17 protein-coding genes are annotated in these 16,228 nt (G+C 71.0%); 7 read left to right on the plus strand and 10 right to left on the minus strand.

Annotated features, from left to right (window positions below; translation table 11 throughout):
* Nucleotides 1-32: 32 nt before the first annotated feature.
* From ACFPIJ_RS11400 to ACFPIJ_RS11410, 3 genes are all read right to left on the minus strand, one after another.
* A complete protein-coding gene (locus tag ACFPIJ_RS11400; protein WP_380114687.1) occupies nt 33-1,583 on the minus strand; it encodes a caspase, EACC1-associated type in 1,551 nt (516 codons plus the stop codon).
* A 192-nt stretch (nt 1,584-1,775) separates the two neighbouring features.
* Complete coding sequence (locus ACFPIJ_RS11405; protein WP_380114688.1) at nt 1,776-2,495, minus strand: hypothetical protein; 720 nt, start codon at nt 2,493-2,495, stop codon at nt 1,776-1,778.
* Nucleotides 2,496-2,575: 80 nt separating this feature from the next.
* Nucleotides 2,576-3,451 carry a hypothetical protein gene (locus ACFPIJ_RS11410; protein ID WP_380114689.1) on the minus strand — a complete coding sequence of 292 codons (876 nt, stop codon included), beginning with the start codon at nt 3,449-3,451 and terminating at the stop codon, nt 2,576-2,578.
* Between the two features lie 93 nt (nt 3,452-3,544).
* On the opposite strand from ACFPIJ_RS11410, the gene ACFPIJ_RS11415 reads away from it, so the two are divergent.
* Both ACFPIJ_RS11415 and ACFPIJ_RS11420 read left to right on the plus strand, forming a co-directional pair.
* Nucleotides 3,545-4,219, plus strand: coding sequence for a cytidylate kinase family protein (locus ACFPIJ_RS11415; protein ID WP_380114690.1), 675 nt, complete (start codon nt 3,545-3,547; stop codon nt 4,217-4,219).
* Between the two features lie 126 nt (nt 4,220-4,345).
* Nucleotides 4,346-5,458 (plus strand): amidohydrolase family protein, encoded by a 1,113-nt coding sequence (locus ACFPIJ_RS11420; RefSeq protein ID WP_380114691.1) that lies wholly within the window; start codon nt 4,346-4,348, stop codon nt 5,456-5,458.
* A 69-nt stretch (nt 5,459-5,527) separates the two neighbouring features.
* On the opposite strand, the gene ACFPIJ_RS11425 is transcribed toward ACFPIJ_RS11420, so the two are convergent.
* The 3 genes from ACFPIJ_RS11425 to ACFPIJ_RS11435 all read right to left on the minus strand — a co-directional run bounded on the left by ACFPIJ_RS11425 (nt 5,528) and on the right by ACFPIJ_RS11435 (nt 7,915).
* A complete protein-coding gene (locus ACFPIJ_RS11425; protein ID WP_380114692.1) occupies nt 5,528-6,739 on the minus strand; it encodes an MFS transporter in 1,212 nt (403 codons plus the stop codon).
* Between the two features lie 110 nt (nt 6,740-6,849).
* Nucleotides 6,850-7,296, minus strand: coding sequence for an SRPBCC family protein (locus ACFPIJ_RS11430; protein ID WP_380114693.1), 447 nt, complete (start codon nt 7,294-7,296; stop codon nt 6,850-6,852).
* 52 nt (nt 7,297-7,348) lie between these two features.
* Nucleotides 7,349-7,915, minus strand: coding sequence for a TetR/AcrR family transcriptional regulator (locus ACFPIJ_RS11435; protein ID WP_380114694.1), 567 nt, complete (start codon nt 7,913-7,915; stop codon nt 7,349-7,351).
* Between the two features lie 102 nt (nt 7,916-8,017).
* Between ACFPIJ_RS11435 and ACFPIJ_RS11440 the strand changes: the two genes are divergently transcribed.
* A complete protein-coding gene (locus tag ACFPIJ_RS11440; protein ID WP_380114695.1) occupies nt 8,018-9,106 on the plus strand; it encodes a saccharopine dehydrogenase family protein in 1,089 nt (362 codons plus the stop codon).
* On the opposite strand, the gene ACFPIJ_RS11445 is transcribed toward ACFPIJ_RS11440, so the two are convergent.
* Complete coding sequence (locus ACFPIJ_RS11445; RefSeq protein WP_380114696.1) at nt 9,084-9,461, minus strand: VOC family protein; 378 nt, start codon at nt 9,459-9,461, stop codon at nt 9,084-9,086. The genes ACFPIJ_RS11440 and ACFPIJ_RS11445 overlap by 23 nt on opposite strands.
* A gap of 231 nt (nt 9,462-9,692) precedes the next feature.
* On the opposite strand from ACFPIJ_RS11445, the gene ACFPIJ_RS11450 reads away from it, so the two are divergent.
* Nucleotides 9,693-9,953 (plus strand): hypothetical protein, encoded by a 261-nt coding sequence (locus ACFPIJ_RS11450; protein ID WP_380114697.1) that lies wholly within the window; start codon nt 9,693-9,695, stop codon nt 9,951-9,953.
* A 418-nt stretch (nt 9,954-10,371) separates the two neighbouring features.
* Here the strand turns inward: ACFPIJ_RS11450 and ACFPIJ_RS11455 are convergent, their stop codons facing one another.
* On the minus strand, nt 10,372-11,082 hold the full coding sequence (locus ACFPIJ_RS11455; RefSeq protein WP_380114698.1) for a DUF998 domain-containing protein: 711 nt from the start codon (nt 11,080-11,082) through the stop codon (nt 10,372-10,374).
* A gap of 70 nt (nt 11,083-11,152) precedes the next feature.
* Between ACFPIJ_RS11455 and ACFPIJ_RS11460 the strand changes: the two genes are divergently transcribed.
* Complete coding sequence (locus tag ACFPIJ_RS11460) at nt 11,153-11,764, plus strand: PadR family transcriptional regulator (protein ID WP_380114699.1); 612 nt, start codon at nt 11,153-11,155, stop codon at nt 11,762-11,764.
* Nucleotides 11,765-11,852: 88 nt separating this feature from the next.
* On the opposite strand, the gene ACFPIJ_RS11465 is transcribed toward ACFPIJ_RS11460, so the two are convergent.
* Nucleotides 11,853-12,512: a Type 1 glutamine amidotransferase-like domain-containing protein gene (locus ACFPIJ_RS11465; protein ID WP_380114700.1), complete on the minus strand. Its 660-nt coding sequence runs from the start codon at nt 12,510-12,512 to the stop codon at nt 11,853-11,855.
* Nucleotides 12,513-12,584: 72 nt separating this feature from the next.
* Nucleotides 12,585-13,820 carry an aminotransferase class V-fold PLP-dependent enzyme gene (locus ACFPIJ_RS11470; RefSeq protein ID WP_380114701.1) on the minus strand — a complete coding sequence of 412 codons (1,236 nt, stop codon included), beginning with the start codon at nt 13,818-13,820 and terminating at the stop codon, nt 12,585-12,587.
* On the opposite strand from ACFPIJ_RS11470, the gene ACFPIJ_RS11475 reads away from it, so the two are divergent.
* Nucleotides 13,819-15,204 carry an aminotransferase-like domain-containing protein gene (locus tag ACFPIJ_RS11475; RefSeq protein WP_380114702.1) on the plus strand — a complete coding sequence of 462 codons (1,386 nt, stop codon included), beginning with the start codon at nt 13,819-13,821 and terminating at the stop codon, nt 15,202-15,204. The genes ACFPIJ_RS11470 and ACFPIJ_RS11475 overlap by 2 nt on opposite strands.
* 134 nt (nt 15,205-15,338) lie before the next feature.
* A complete protein-coding gene (locus ACFPIJ_RS11480; protein WP_380114703.1) occupies nt 15,339-16,196 on the plus strand; it encodes an NAD(P)-dependent oxidoreductase in 858 nt (285 codons plus the stop codon).
* Nucleotides 16,197-16,228: the final 32 nt, after the last annotated feature.

Below are 16,228 nucleotides of genomic sequence, written 5' to 3' on the forward strand. Positions count from 1 at the left end.
AGCACGATCGGGGGTGCACTCGACGAGCGGGCTCAGTCCGCGACAATGGCCAGATTGCGGTGCCCGCCGGCTGCGATCGCTGTCACGCCTACCAGTCCTGTGGGTACCTCCGTCTGGTGGCGGCTGTTGTCGCCCCAGGCAGTGATCTGTCCGTTGGCGTCGAGGGCCAGGTCGTGCCACTCGCCGGCGGCGATGGCGATGATCCGGTCCAATCCCTTGGGTGGCGTAGCACGGGAGGGTCGTGAAGGCCGGCCAACCTTGCCCCAAGCGGTGAGTTTGCCATCGACGTCGACTGCAAGGCTTCGATGCGATCCGGCCGCGATGGCGACGACCCGTCCCAGGGTGTCCGGAACCCGCGTTTCGCCGTAGGTGTTGTCGCCCCAGGCGGTGACCCGGCCATCGGCGTCGAGGGCAAGGCAGTGCAGCCCACCGGCGGCGATGGCCGACACTCGGGACAGCCCGCCCGGGACCGCCCGCTCCCCGCAACGGTTGCTGCCCCATGCGACGACCCGCCCGTCGCTCCCGAGCGCCATGCTATGGCTCCATCCCGCGGCGACAGACACCATGCCGGACAGCGCCTCCGGGACGGCTGCCTGCCCATGGGTGTTGCGGCCCCAGCCGTACACCCGTCCGTCGGCGTCGAGGGCAAGGCTATGGCTTCCACCCGCCGAGATCGCCACGATCCGGTCCAGGCCATCCGGAACGTTCAGCTGCCCTTCCCCGTTGTCGCCCCAGGCATGGACACGTCCGTACGCGTCAAGGGACAGGTCATGTCCGTAGCCGGCCGACACCGCTGTTGCGGGCGGCAGTCCGTAGGGCACGGTGGCGACTTCTGAAATCCTCCAGATGTCCCTGCCTTCGTAGCGGGTGCTGTATCCCCAGGTGACGACGCGACCGCCGACCTGTTTGCCATGCACCACCAGAACCAACTCGGCTGCGGTATTGGTGGTGTATTGCTGCGGCTCCGACAGTCCAGCCCGCCGCATCCGCCGCCGCACCCGCTCAAACACCGCGGCCAGCGACACCCGACCGTCGGTGCCGGTCGCCGCAGCGGCAAGTTCGTCCAGCAGCGCTTCGGTGAAGGCGGTGAACGCCGAGCCCGACGGTGCGTACGACGGGCGCGTCGCCGGGCTCGACGTCATCACGTACACGCCTTCGACGTCGACCTGCTCCATCACCCCAGGCCCGGCCGCCATCAACGGCACACCGGTCGCACGACCGCTGTAGCAGCAGTCCAGGATGACCACCTTGACCCGTGCACCACTGTCTCGGACCAGATCGGCGACCTGTGCGTACGGCACCGCCGCCCACGGCTTCTCCAAATCACTGCGACCGACCGCCAGGTGCAGCTCGTCCCGCTGCCGCCCGAGCAGCAGACCGTGCCCGGCGTAATACACCACCAGCAGATCCTCGGCCTGCAGCGATGCGGTTCGCACCGGGTCCAGCACCGCTGCCACATCCAGCGGGTCCACCACCTGCGTGCAGCCGTCAACTGCCAGCAGCCCGCCGAGCGCCGCCACATTCCGTGCAGCGGCTGGTAGGTCGGGCAACTGCGCACCGTCGTAACGGCCGGCGCCGATCAAGACCGCCCGAGACCGCATCGAGTTGACGGACCGCGCCATCACAAGGTGCCGAATTCAAGACCAAACACCAGCCGTCCGATAGGCATGACCGCACGGTAAAACCACCGCCCTGCGGAAGCCATCGCCAGAACAGTCATGCCGACATCCGCAACGTGGCTGGCCAACCGTCCAGGTCCGGGTGGGTCATGATGGTCACCAGTCCATCCACCCGTCCAGCGGGGGCTTGCGCAGGTACGCCGGCTCGTCGTAGTCGATCGCGGTCAGCCACTGGACCTCGGGAATCACCTGGTAGCCGAGCTTGGTCAGCTCCCGGACGACGGCCGGTATGTGCAACGCCCCGAAGACGACGGCCACCTCGATGTCCTCGGCGCTGAACTCGCCGTCGATCTCCCGCATCACGCCGAGCAGCAGTTCGTCCCGCTTGATGCTGTCGCCGTACGGCGGAACCTCGGTATGGTCGTGCAGTTCGAGTGATGCGGTGCTGAGCCAGTCACCGTCATCCGCGAGCGCCATCTGCAGCGCGAGGATCGGCGTCCACATGGTCGCGTGCAGCCGCTCTCCACGGGACATCCGGCGGTCCGGGTCCGCCTGCGGCACCAGGTAGTCGTCGGGAAAGATGATCGGTACGCCGAGCGCGCCGTAGTCGATGTCCTGGGCCACCAGGTCACGGCTGGCTCGCTGCCGGGCCAGGCGCATCGCGTTGGCGTAGGCCATGCCGGTCGAGCTGGGCCCGTCCCAGGTCTCGGCGATGACCGCCTTGCAGGACCGTAGCCGCTGCCAGATCGCCCAGTAGTAGTCGGCGTGCCCCATGTGGATCGTCGGGATGATCACCCAGCGCAGCCCACCAGTGGGTCGCTGGAACACACTGACGGAGGTCCGGAACCCCCGATCGCTCAACTCGGTCAGCTGCATGCCGACAGCGTAGGAAGCCGGCACCAGCCCGGCGGCGGCTGCGGCGAGGAAGGAACCGTCCCGGGCCGCCGGGTCGTGGCTCAGCCGGTCTCGGCCTGCGCCGCGGCGTGCCGCGCCTGCTCGAGCTCGGCTTCCAGCTCGGCGATCCGGGCGGCCTGCTGGTTGAGCATCCCGATGACGTCCAACGAACGCGCGTTGATCGCGGCGATGATCGCGGCCGTGTCGACGCCGCCGCCGCCGGCGAGCGCGGCCAGCGCGGCCAGCATGTCCTGCTCCCGCAGCGCCGACGCGGCCAGCGCCGCCTCGATCGTGCCGAGCCGGGTGGCGAGAGCCTTGAACGGCGGCGGGAAGCGGAACCTGTCCCCGGGGCGGCCGTTCGGCGGGGCTCCCGGGTCGACCAGCAGGGCGATCCACTCCCACAGGTCCGTCTGTTGCTGATCGCTGAGCGCCATGAACGGGTCTCCTTCGCTGAGCGGGTCGTAGGTCTCGGCCCGGGCGTCGTCGTCGCAGTCCGACCGGCCCGAGATGTGGATGTGCCCCTTGTCCGTCGACGACCTGGTGGTGCGGTTCGGCATCCACCGCTCCTGGCGGCAGACGCCCCGCTCATCGGTCCAGTTGATGTACTTGATCCACAGCACGCCGGAGCGGTCGGCGTCGCGGTCCTTGATCAGCTGCCGGGCGATCGCCGCGTTCTCCGCGCGGCCCGCGGCGGTGTCGGTGCGGGGCATGACGTCCAGGCCGTGCCCGATCCCGAACGCCGACTTCAGCGGCCAGCCGGTCGCGGAGAACGGCGTGTGGTCCTCGGGCGTCGACGCGCGCAGGTGATCGTCGTCCGGGTAGTCATACACGGTCAGCCCGTGCCGCTTGAGGTTGCGCTGCAGCGCGGCTGCGGGGCGCATCAGGGTGTACGGCCGCAGACGGGCGAGCCAGGCGAAGTAGGCCAGCGAAGGCGCCATTGGTTCCTCCTCACGAGCGTTGGCAGGCGAAGGCTGACGCGCATAAGGTCGGCCCCACACGGCGAACTTCGCGAATGCGGGACGGGGCAGGATATGGACCAGGGCACTCGCGACGATATGCTCGGCCGCCTGGCTGAGGCAGTCAGGTCCGTGACAGTGACGCACCCGACACGGGTTGCAGTCGACGGACCGCCCGCCGCCGGCAAGACCACCCTCGCCGACGACCTGGCCGTCGTCCTGCGCGCGCAGGGCCGCGACGTCATCCGCGCGACGATCGACGATTTCCTCTTCCCCCGGGCCCAGCGCTATCCGCGCGGCGAATACTCGGCCGAAGGCTGCTACTTCGACACCCACGACTACGACGCGCTGAACCGGGTGCTGCTCGATCCGCTCGGCCCGGGCGGTGATCGACGCTTCCAGGACGCGGTGTACGACCGCACGGCGGACACCGTGTCGTCCCCGCCGGTCGTGACTGCCGACGCCGACGCCGTGCTGATCTTCGACGGCGTCTTCCTCATGCGCCCGGAGCTGATCGGTCGTTGGGAGCTGCGTGTCTTCGTGTCGACCGAGCTGGAGAAGACCGTGGATCGTGCCGTGATCCGGGAGCGCCAGGTGTCGTCCCGGGCCGAGGTCGAACGGCGCTGGCGCGAGCGGTACATCCCGTCCCAGCAGCTCTACTTCGCCACGGTACGCCCGACCGATCAGGTCGACTTCGTCGTGCACAACGACGAGCCCCAGCAGCCGGTCTGGGAGACCCGGACACGCTGACCGCACGCAGTTGCGCCGGTGCCGGAACGCGCTGCGGCGATCTGCCCGGAGGCGTCGTCGCAGCAGCAGCCACATCGTGGCGCCCGACGGGTGTTCATCGGTGCGGAAGTGGGCATCTGCGGGCGTATGAGGACTGCACTGCACAACGTCCGCGTGTTCGACGGCAGGCAACTTCTCCGGCCCGGCACGGTGTTGCTCGACGGCGACCGCATCGGCTCCGACCCCGAGGGGGTCACGGCGGTCATCGACGGCGAGGGAGCGGTGCTCCTGCCCGGGCTGATCGACGCCCACCTGCACGTCAACGGGCGGTCCGCGCTCGAACGGCTGGTGCGCTTCGGGGTGACCTCCGCCCTGGACATGGCCAACGCCCCGCCGGAGTTCGTCGACTCGATGCGCGGGATCCGGGGCCTCACCGACATCCGCAGCGCCGGCACCGCTGCGCTCGCTCCGGGCAGCGTCCACTCGCACATCCCGGAGATCGGCAGGCGCGGCCTGATCCGTTCCGCCGCCGAAGCGGAGCGGTTCGTGACCGAGCGGTTCGCCGAGGGTTCCAACTACCTGAAGATTCTGATCGACCTGCCCGGGCCCAGCCTCGACCGGGCCACCGTCGACGCGCTCGTCGCCACCGCGCACCGACTCGGGCGGCTCGTCGTGGCGCACGCCCTGTCCTACGAGGCCGCGGAGATGGCGCAGGCGGCCGGGGTCGACGCGCTCACCCACACGCCGCTGGACCGGCCACTGGACCGCCCCGCGGCGGACCGGATGGCGGCCGCGGACCGGATGCTGATCCCCACGCTGGCCATGATGGAGGCGTTGACTTCGCCGTCGACGCCCCCGCAGATGGTGGAGCAGTGGGCGATGCCCGGCGCGAGTTACGACAGCGCGCGGGCGAGCGTCGCCGCCGCGTACCGCGCCGGTGTCCCGATCCTGGCCGGCACCGACACCAACACCGACGTCGAGTCCGCGGGGAACTTCAGCTTCGGCGACAGCCTGCACCACGAGCTGGAACTGCTCGTCGACGCCGGCCTCAGCACCGTCGACGCGCTGCGCGCCGCGACGGTCCTGCCCGCCGAACGCTTCGGCCTCCACGACCGGGGCGCCGTCACGCCGGGTCGCCGAGCCGACCTGGTCCTCGTCGACGGCGACCCGCTGCACGACATCCGCGCCGTCCGGTCGATCAGCCGCGTCTGGTGCGGCGGCATCGAGCACCACCCCGCCCGCCTGGCCAGGCAGTCGTAGCGTCGCGCTGCGCGCCGACCGGCGCTCGTGGCTCAGGCAGGGTCGGCCACGGCCCGCCACGAGGACCGGTCACCGGGCCGGCGGGCGGCGGAGCAGGGCGACGATGAGCGGCAGTGGAATCAGCGCGGTCATGGTGGCGGTGAGGCCGATCTGGTCGGCGGCCCAGCCGATGAGGGCGGGACCGAGCAGGATCCCGGTGTAGGTGAACGTGGTCAGCCGCGACACCAGGGTCGCGGTGGGGATGCCCGGCAGCCGGCCGACCGCGCTGAAGGTCAGCGGGATCAGCACCGAGGAGCCCAGTCCGGCCAGGGCGAAGCCGGCCACCGCCGCGGTGGGGTGCGGCGTCAGTATGGCGGCCGCGAGGCCGGCTGTCGCGATCGCGGCGCTCAGGCGGAACAGCGTGTCGCCGCCCCAGCGGCTGGTGAGCCGGTCGCCGACCAGCCGGCCCAGGGTCTGGCCGCCGGTGTAGGCGGTGATCGCGGCCGCGGCGATGCTGAGGGTGGCGTACCGCTGCTCGTGCAGGAAGATGCCGCCCCAGCCGAGCGCCGCTCCCTCGCAGATCATGAGCGTGGTGGCGGTCAGGCCCAGCAGGAGCAGCGCGCCGCTCCAGCCGTTCCGCGGGCCCGTAGCGCCCGCGGTGTCCGTCGCGCCGTCCTGCCCGGCTGCGTCGCCGGCCTCGGCGTCGGCACGGCCGGCTTCCGGCAGTCGGGGACCGAGCACGAGGCCGGCGGCCAGCAGCAGGGCGCCGGCGGTGATGAGGTGGGCGGCGAGCGAGACCTCGGTGTGGGCAAGGGCGGCGGTGGACAGCGAGGCGGCGACCGCGCTGATGCTCCAGGCCGCGTGGCACCCGTTGAGGATCGGGCGGCCGGCCCGGCGTTCGACGGCGACGGCGCTGGTGTTCATCGCCGCGTCGGTGGTGCCGTGGACCGCCCCGAGCACGGGTGCCAGGGCGGTGAACCACCACGGGCTGGGTGCGACGGCGATGCCGGCCAGCAGCAGCGGCATGACCGCAAGGGTCACGCGCAGCACCGTCCGGGCCCCTACCCGGGCCGTCAGCGGCCCGACGAACTGCATGCAGACCAGCGCGGCCAGCGCGAACAGCAGGCCGGTGAGCCCGAACTGTCCGTCGGTGAGGTGGTAGGTGTCCTTGAACGAAGGGGCCCGCACGATGTACGTCGACAGCGTGAGCCCGTTGAGGAAGAACACCGCGGTCACGGCCCACCGCCCCGGTGCCGTCCGCACCGGTGGCTGATCGACTCTGGGCTGATCGTTGACGGTCATGCAGGCCACCCGCTCTCGGTATGGACCCGGACGGGCCCACTCTGATGACGAATGACGCTTGGCGGATTTGGACAACCGCCACCGGCGAATCGTGGACGGCGGCTTCAGGATCAGTGGCGATCCTCCTGGGCGTGCCGGTCCAGGGTGGTGGCGTACATTCGGGAGATCAGCCTGCCCATGGGGCTGTGATGCAGCAGGAACAGCAGCGGCTTCTGCGATGCGCGCGCGTTGGTGCTGGTCCACTCGACGTGCAGCCGGCTGCCTCCGTCGGAGCCCGGCGCTATCTGTACGAATCCGTCGCCGCCGCCCCCGTAGCTGCTCTCCACGACCGTCCAGCGGATGACCGCGGGGTCCGACCAGTCGTAGCGGGCGACCACCCAGAACGGTGAGCCGGGAGTGCTCTCCCGGGCGACCGCCCAGGTGTCGCCCTGCTCGCGCAGCTCGTACGTCTTCGCATCGAGGGTGCGGCTCCAGATCTGCGCCCGGCGCTCGCTGAAGTCCGTGAAGGCCCGGCGCACCTGCTCGGGCGAGGCCTTCGTGTCGACATCGAACCGCATATCTCCATCGGAGCACACGCGCTCGGGCGCGTCCAGACGCTCGTCACCGGCGTTACGTGTCGAGCGTTGCCCGCAGTGTCGTGAGGGCTGTCTCGATGATGTCGTAGAGCTTGCGGTCGTCGTCGGTCTCCAGCCACACGGTGACCGACACGTACATCAGGGTCGTCGACGTCTCGGCGAGCAGGGCGGCCCGGGTCGGATCGAGACCGCGGGCCTGGAAGCCGTCCCGCACCGCGGCCGCCATCGCGGCCCGCTTCTGCAGCTCGCGCTCGCGCAGACCGGGGTCGGACGCGACGATGGCGCGCCACTGCCGGACGGTGTCCTTCCGGCCTTCGAACCGGGTCTCGGCGACGGCACGCAGACCCTCCAGGACGATCGCGAGGGGGCTGGTGTCGGCGGGCGCCCCGGCGACGAGCTGCTCGGCGTATGCGGGCAGTTCGGCCTCGTCGGCGAAGAGCACCTCACGCTTGTCGGCGAAGTGCCGGAAGAACGTGCGCGTCGTCAGGCCGGCCCGTTCGGTGATCGCCGGCACCGTGGTCGCGGCGAAGCCCTGTTCGGCGAAGAGCTCGAGGGCCGCCTGCTGGAGCCGTTCGCGCGCGTCGGGTTGCCATCGTGCCATCCCGGAAGTGTACCGGTGATGACATGGCATGTCATTGGCGGTACCGTAATGACACGGCGTGTCATCACCGGGATGCTCGCCGCACCAGGGCGGAGCTGTGCCATGACAGACGTGTGGATTCTCGGCGGGACCGGCCGCAGCGCCCGGGCGATCGCCGCCGAACTGCAGCACCGGGGCATCCGGCCGGTGCTGGTCGGGCGGGACGCCGGCCGGCTCGCCGCCGCGGCGAACGGCCTGCCGACGGTCGCGGCCGCAACGGTCGGCGAGACGGCGGACGCGATCCGGCGGGACCGGCCGGCCGTGGTCGTGAACACGATCGGGCCGTTCACCGACACCGCCGCGCCGCTGCTGGACGCGTGCCTGCCGGCCAGCGACTACCTCGACCTGGCCAACGACCTCGCCGCGGTGTCGGCGACCCTCGGCCGCGGCGACGCGTTCGCGGCCGCCGGGCGCACCGCCGTCACCGGCGCCGGGTTCGGCGTGACGGCCACGGAGAGCATCGTGGTGAAGCTGTGCGAGGGGCGGCCGATCCCGCGGCGGGTCCGGGTCGACATGGTGCCGTCGCTGACCGTCGAGGCCGGCGCCGTCGGCGACGCGCTCGCGGGCACCATCGTGGAGGGCCTGCCGGGGGTCGAGGGCGGCGGGAGGTACCAGGGCCGGCGGTACCGCGACGGCCGGCTCGTGCCCGACAAGCTCGCCGGCGACCCGATCCGGCTCGTCCTGCCCGACGGCTCGACCGTCACCACCGCGAGCATGCCGCTCGGCGAACTGATGGCCGCCCAGCGGGCCAGCGGCGCGCCGGACGTGGTCTCCGCGTCCAGCGAGGCCCCGGCGTCCCCGGTCGTCCGCGCGGTCCTGCCGGCGGCGACCGCGCTGCTGAACCTCGGGCCGGTCCGCACCTTCGCGCGGCGGCGACTGGCCGCGGTGCGGTTCAAGGCCGCACCGAAACCGCGTGAGCACTCGTGGGGCCACGCCCTCATCGAGTGGGCCGACGGCAGCACGCGCGAGGGCTGGCTACGCGTCGGTGAGGCACAGGCCTGGACGGGCGCGGTGCCGGCCGAGGTGGTCCGCCGGCTGCTCGACGGACAGGGCAAGCCCGGCGCGTACACCCCGGCCGCGCTCTTCGGCCCCACCCTGGCCGAGTCCTGCGGCGGCGAGTACCAGATCCTCAACCGCCGTACGGCACGGTGATGATCTCGAGGTTGTGACCGTCGGCGTCCTCCCAGTACAGCCCGCGCCCGCCGTCGTTGGTGTTGATCCGTCCCGGCTGCCGGTGGTACGGATCCGCCCAGTACGGCAGGCTGTGCGCCTGGATCCGGGCGAAGATCTCGTCGAACTCCGCCTCCGACACGAGGAACGCGTAATGCTGGGGGTGGACGGTGCCGTCCTCCCGCACGAAGTCCAGCGAGCAGCCGTTGGCGAGCTCGACCACCAGGAACGGGCCGTACGGCACCGGATCCGCGACGCCCAGCAGTTCGGCGAGGAGCCGGGCCGAGCGCTCCCGGTCCCGCACGTGCACGATGGTGTGGTTGAGCTGGACAGGCATGACATCCAGGCTACGCGGACCCCGAGCCGCACCCGACGTTCACGCTGCTTGAAACCGGTTGTCGGCTCCCGCCCGTCTCGACAAGCTTCCCCAGTGCTCATCCAACGAGAGTCGCCCGCGGATGCCACCGCGATCCGGTTGGCCAGGCGTCTCTGCCGGCAGACCGATGTTTTGTCTCCGCCTTCAGGACGAGGCGGGCAGCGCATCAGCCCGGGATGTCCAGTCGATCCGATGGTCGAACTGCCAGGTCGTCTTCTCGGGTTTGGCGAGCTTGAAGACCACGGGCAGGAGGGCGTCGCGGATGATCCGGCCGGCGGCGCCGGGTGCCTTGTTGGCGTTGGTCTTGTTGGCTTCCGCGATGATTTTCTCGACTCGGGCCCGGCGAAGCCGCTCGTACGTTTGGAACGCGTCGGCGTACGGCAGGTCCCGCAGGCATCGGGCGAGCTGGACGGCGCTCTCCGCCGCGATCGAGGCGCCCTGGCCGGAGCTTGAGCGTCGCCGGTCTCCACGGTGTCGACCAGCCGCTTGCCGTGCACGGTGCGGACACCGCGGCGGCCGGCCTCGTCGTGCAATGCCCGGTAGAGGTCGGCGCGCCAGACGAACTGGCCCGGTGGCAGTCCTGGCAGCGTCCCGAACTCGCCGAGGGTTCGCCCGCGCCAGGTGCGCAGCTCGATCCCGGCGACGGGTGTGCCGATGCCCCGCAGGACGTGCCCGGCATCGAGCGCGTCAAGGGCGAACTGCCCGTTGGATGCGATGGTCAGTGCGCCGCCGACACCGTCCGCGGTGCCGTCGTACGCCTCGTACATGGTGGCTTCGATGCCGGCCTTGCGCAGTGCCATCGCCGCGATCGGTCCGGCGATGCCACCGCCGATGACCAGACCGGTGCGGGTGCGGGTCCGTGGCATGGTCGTCACGCGTCCTGCTGGTCGGCGGGTTCGCGGCGGGCCAGCCAGCCCATCACGGCGAACCAGGCGAGCACCTCGGTGAAGAGCACACGCTGGGTGAGGCCGGCCACGCCGTGACCAGTAGCGGTCGTATCCACGTCGAAGGTCATCGTGAACACGACCGCGAGCACGAGGGTCAGCGCCCCGGCGAGGAGCAGCCCGTTGCCGAACCGCCGCCACTGCGGGATGCCGCGCAGGTAGCGCCCGGCAACCGGGAAGCTGAGCACCGGGAGCAGGTAGATCAGCCCGGCGCCGGTGAAGTGCAGCAGCGGCGACTCCAGGTCGAACAGACCGACCACCACGAGGTCGACGGGCGACAGCGAGAGAAGGACCGTGCTCACCCGACGTGCTACGGGCCGGCCCGCCGCGGCAGTGCCCCGGAAGACGCCGATCACGCCGGCGAGAAGCAGGAGGCCGCTGAGCACGAAGGCGGTGTTCATGAACGGGGCGGTCCCGCTCATGCCCAGGCCGCTGATGGGCTGGCTCACGTGGGAGTAGGGCGCGATGTGGGTGCCGGACACCGTGTAACCCGAGCTCACGAAACCCAGGACGAGCCAAGCCGACGTGAACACCACGGGGCCGGCGACGGCACCGAGTGCGAGGACGCGGGACAGGTTGGCGCGGACCGGGGTGGCTGGACGCGGCCAGGCGGCGAGAGGGGTGCTGTGCGTCGTCATGGGAGAGATAGTGTCATGGCAACTAGTCTCCCGGCAACTAGATGAGTCGGCACTAGTGTAGATTTTTGTGGTGACCACCGGCTCCCGTCGCTCGCCCCTCGCACTGACGATCCTCGGCCTGCTCGAGGACGGTCCGTTGCACCCGTACCGGATGCAGCACCTGATCAAGCAGTGGGGGAAGGACCAGGTGGTCAACGTGGGGCAACGCGCCACGCTCTACAAGACGATCGGCCGACTGGCCGAGGCCGGGCTGATCGAGGTCCACGAGACCACGCGCGACCACCTGTACCCGGAGCGCACGACCTACCGGCTGACCGACGCGGGACGCGCCGCGTCACGCGAATGGCTCGTCGAGATACTGTCCACGCCGCGCAACGAGTTCCCGGAGTTCCCCGCGGCACTGTCGTTCGTGCCGATGCTCTCCCCGCGGACCACGCGGGACCTGCTGGCCGCACGGCGGGACCTGCTGGTTCAGCGGCTCGCCGACCGTGAAGCACTGGTGCGGGAGGCCGGCGTCGAGCTGCCGCGGGTCAGCCTGCTGGAGACCGAGTACCTGCAAGCGATCATCGAGGCGGAGATCCGCTGGATCGACACCGTCGTCGCCGGACTCAGCGACGGTTCCATCACCTGGGACCAGGGCCAACTGCAGGATGCGGCGCGGCGCCTGGACGAGGACAGCTGAAGCCGGATTCGCTTGGCCGGAACGGCATCCGGACATCGGCAGATCCGCCTCCCAGCCACCGCGGAGTGCTGAGGGCTTCGGCCGGCGATCAGCCGAACCTCGTCCATCGTCCTTCGGAGACCACCTCGACGGAGCCGTCGATGACCTTGATGGCCGTCTGTTCGTCGATGGCGTAGGCCGGGATGTCGACTTCGGCCGCCCATCGTTCGGCGTGGGCCATGGTGTTCGTCGGGAAGGCGTCCAGATGCGGGAAGATCGAGAAGTCGACGACTCCCAGGGTGCGGTCGTCCGGCGCGGACGGCCACTCGACGAAATCCGATCCGATCCGGGGCGTCATCACCATGCTGCCGGCACTCACGCCCACCCAGACCGCGTCGGGCAGCGACGGCAGGAGATCAGCGAGCCCGGACTCCCGCATCCAGTGACACAGGTACGTCGCGTCGCCGCCGTCGACCAGGAGCACGTCAGCCTGCCGGACCCACGGCACCCAGCGCTCCGCGCCGATCGTGGGCAGCGCGGTGAGCTCGAGGACACCGAGCGACGCCCAACCCAGTCCTGACAGATGCTGGAAGCCGGGTCCGGCGGCTACGAAACCCCGCACCGAAGCCGGACCGCACATCGGGTGCCCCCACTGCGCTGTCGGGACGCACAGCGCGTGAGACTCCGCGACCGGCTTGCCGAGAAGCTGCACCAATGCGGCGTGGATGCTCGGGTTCGTGACGCCACCTGACGTCAGCAGCAGCTTCAAGATGCCTCCAGGTTCGCGCGTATTCGTCATCACTATGCCGGATCGGGCTGGACCGGTGTTGGAAGGGCGGGCTCACCGTCGATCCCCGCGGAGACCGGCGACCGCCGCCACGACCCGGCCGAGCTCCTCCTCGGTGTTGTAGTAGTGGGGCGAGAGTCGCAGGCACCAGTCGACGGCCTTGTCGGTGAAGTCGAACTGCGCGAACTCCCGGAGGCTGAGCGCCGAGTTGATGCCCTGCGCGTCGAGCGCGGCCTTGAACGGCTGTGGCTGCCATCCGTCAACGGTGAAGGTGACAATGGCGCCCAGTTGCCGGCCACGGTCGAGCACGCGGATGCCGGGAATGCCCGCCAGTTCCTGCCGCAACGTGCCGGCGAGGGCCGGGGAGCGGCGGGCGACGGCGTCGATGCCGACCTGCCTGGCGTATCGGACGGCCGCGGCGCAGCCGAGCACCGTGGCGTAGGGGAACTCCCACTCCTCGAACCGGGCGGCCGTGCGCGCGGGCTGGTACTGATCCGGTGCGGTCCAGCGAGCGCCGTGCATGTCGACGAACAGCGGCTCGTAGCCGGCTCGCAGGACGCGATCGGACACGTAGAGGAATCCTGAGCCGCGCGGTCCGCGCAGGAACTTGCGGCAGGTCGCGGTGAGCAGGTCACAGCCGATCTCGTCCACGTCGATGGGGTACTGGCCGACCGACTGGCAGGCGTCGACGAGGTACAGCAGATCGAGTGCCCGGCAGTGGCGGCCGATCTCGGCGATCGGCTGGACCAGGCCGGAGTTGGTCGGGATGTGGGTGGCGGAGACGAGTCGCGGCCGGTGCGTCCGCATCAGCTCGGCCATCGCCGCGACGTCCACCCCACCCTCCGGCGTGTCGGGCGCGTGCACGATCCGTACGCCGAAACGTTTGCGGAGTGACAGGAACGCGATCTGGTTGGAGATGAAGTCGTTGCGGGTGGTCAGGATGACGTCGCCGGGTTCGAACGGGATCGCGGACAGGGCGGTGGCGAAGGCGTGTGTGGCGCTGCCGGCGAAGGCGACGTTCTCGGCGGTGGTGTTGATGAGCGCGGCGACTTCGGTGTAGAAGTGGCGGACCTCGTCGGCACGCGCGGCTGATGCCTCGTACCCACCGATTTCCACCTCCAGGTTGAGGTGGTCGAGCATGGCCTTCAGCACCGGAGTGGCGAGCAGCCCGCAGCCGGCGTTGTTGAAGTGCACGACCTTGCTCGCTCCTGGTGTGTCGGCGCGCAGCGCGGCGATGTCCAGCGGTAGTGCTTCTCGGCTCTTCGCAGTAGTGCTATCGTTGTCCGTCATGTTTGACGATAGCACTACTGCATCGCTGGCTGCTGGCCTCCGCGCTCTCGCCGCCCGGCTCTCCGCCGGCGATCGGCTGCCCAGCAACCGCGAACTCGTCGAACAGCACCGCGTCAGCCCGGTCACCGTGTCCCGCGCGATCGCGCTCCTGGCCGCCGAGGGAGTGGTCGTCACCCGCCCCGGCAGCGGCACCTACGTCGCCGCGGCGGCCGGGCCATCCCGTGCGCAACCCGACACCGCCTGGCAGACCGTCGCGCTCACCGACCGCAGCGTCGACACCACGCCCATCACCGACGCCTTCGGGCTGCCGCCGGCTGACGCGATCCTGCTGGACGGCGGGTATCTGCACCACTCGCTGCAGCCCGTCCGTGCGCTGAACGCGGCGCTCGTGCGCGCGGCACGGCGGCCCGACGCATGGGACCGCGCGCCGGCGACCGGGTTGGCCACCCTGCGCAGCACCTTCGCCAACCTGATCGGCGGCGTCAGCGCGGAGGACGTCCTGGTGACGGCGGGCGGGCAGAGCGCCCTGTCGCTGGCGTTCCGCGCCATCGCCGCACCGGGCAGCCCGATCCTGGTGGAGTCGCCCAGCTACCCCGGCGCGCTCGCCGCCGCCCGCGCGGCCGGGCTCCGCCCGACCCCGGTGCCCGTGGACGAGCACGGCCTGCGACTCGACCTGCTCGCCGACGCGTTCGCCATGCACGGTGCACGGCTGCTCTACTGCCAGCCGACGCATCACAACCCGACCGGCGCGGTCCTGTCCCCGCAACGCCGCCAGCAGGTCATCGACGTCGCCCGGGCCGCCGGAGCATTCGTGATCGAGGACGACTTCGCCCGGTTTCTCGGCCACGGCGGCCCGATTCCCCGAACGCTGCTGGCCGACGATCGCGACGGCACCGTCGTCTACCTGACCTCACTCACCAAACCCGCGGCGCCAAGCATGCGCATCGGCGCCCTCATCGCCCGCGGACCGGTCATGGACCGCATGCGCGCGGTCCGCCGGGTCGACGACTTCTTCGTCGCCCAGCCGATGCAGGAGGCCGCGCTGGAACTGCTCACCTCGCCGGCGTGGGAGCGACACGTCCGATCGCTGGCAGTGGCCTTGCGCCAGCGATGCGGGACGCTCGTCGCCGCCATCACCCGGCAACGGCCGGACTGGACCGTCACCCAGGTGCCGTCCGGCGGGCTGCACGTGTGGGTCCGGCTGCCACCCGGCAGCGACGACGTCGAGGTCGCCCGGGCCGCGCGCCGCCTCGGTGTCGCGGTCGGCGCCGGCAGCCGCTACTTCGCGACCGAGCCCCCCGCCGCGCACCTGCGGCTCGGCTTCGCCGCCACTGCCGATCACGCCGAACTGGTTGAGGCCGCCCGGCGCCTGGCCGAGCTCTGACGCAGCCGGCTCATCCTGTCCGGGTGAGGTCCGAGCACCGGGCAAGCGGTCAGCGGCGGGCCCGGCGTTTGCGGGCGGGACGGGCGGGCACTGGGCCCGTGTCATCGAACGGAGGCCGATACACGGAGGCCAGCATGAACGTCGCTGTTCTGGGCATGGGACGGATGGGTCGCGCGATCGCCGGGAGGCTCGTGGCCGGCGGTCACAACGTGGCGGTGTGGAACCGTACGCCGGGCAAGGCAGGAGAGATCGTGTCGGCGGGCGCCATGGAAGCGGCCAGCGTCGCTGACGCCACCACCGGTGCCGATGTGGTGATCACCATGTTGGCCAACGACGACGCGGTCCGGGCGGTCGCGTTGGGGCCGCTGCGGTCATCGATCGGTGGGCCGACCGTCTACGTCGACTGCTCGACGGTGTCGCCGGGGCTCAGCGCGGAGCTGGCCGAGGCGTTCCCCGGCCGGTACGTCGCGATGCCCGTCCTGGGGAGCCCGGACGCGGTCGAGGCGGGACAGTCGGCGCTGCTGGCGGGTGGCGACGCCGGCGTCGTGGACCGCATCCGTCCCGTCGTCGCGTCGCTGTCCGGCAATGCCCGGCGGTACGACACGGCGCAGCTGGCCATGACCGCCAAACTGGCGACCAATCTGATGCTGCTGTCGGAGGTGGTCGCCCTGGCCGAGTCGTTTGCCGTCGGACGTTCCGGAGGTTTGCGCGACGACCAGCTCCGGGACCTGCTCGGTGCCAGTCCCGTGCTGCCGGATGGGTTGGCGAACCGTTTCGAGGACATGCTGACCGGCTCGCAGGACGGATGGTGGGCGACCGTCCTCGGGGCCAAGGACGCGGGCCTGGCACTGGACGTCGCCGCGGCGGCGCAGGTCGAGCTGCCGGCGGCCAGGGCGGTGCGGCAGCGCTACGAGGAAGCGGCGTCATCCGGCCTGCGCGACGCCGACATCGCCGCCGTGGCCCAGCTCTACCAGGTCGGCGCCGCGCACTGAGCAGTAGCCCGACGCACCTGGCCGTTGCGCGA

This window comes from Dactylosporangium cerinum (assembly GCF_042653625.1).
GTDB lineage: Bacteria > Actinomycetota > Actinomycetes > Mycobacteriales > Micromonosporaceae > Dactylosporangium > Dactylosporangium cerinum.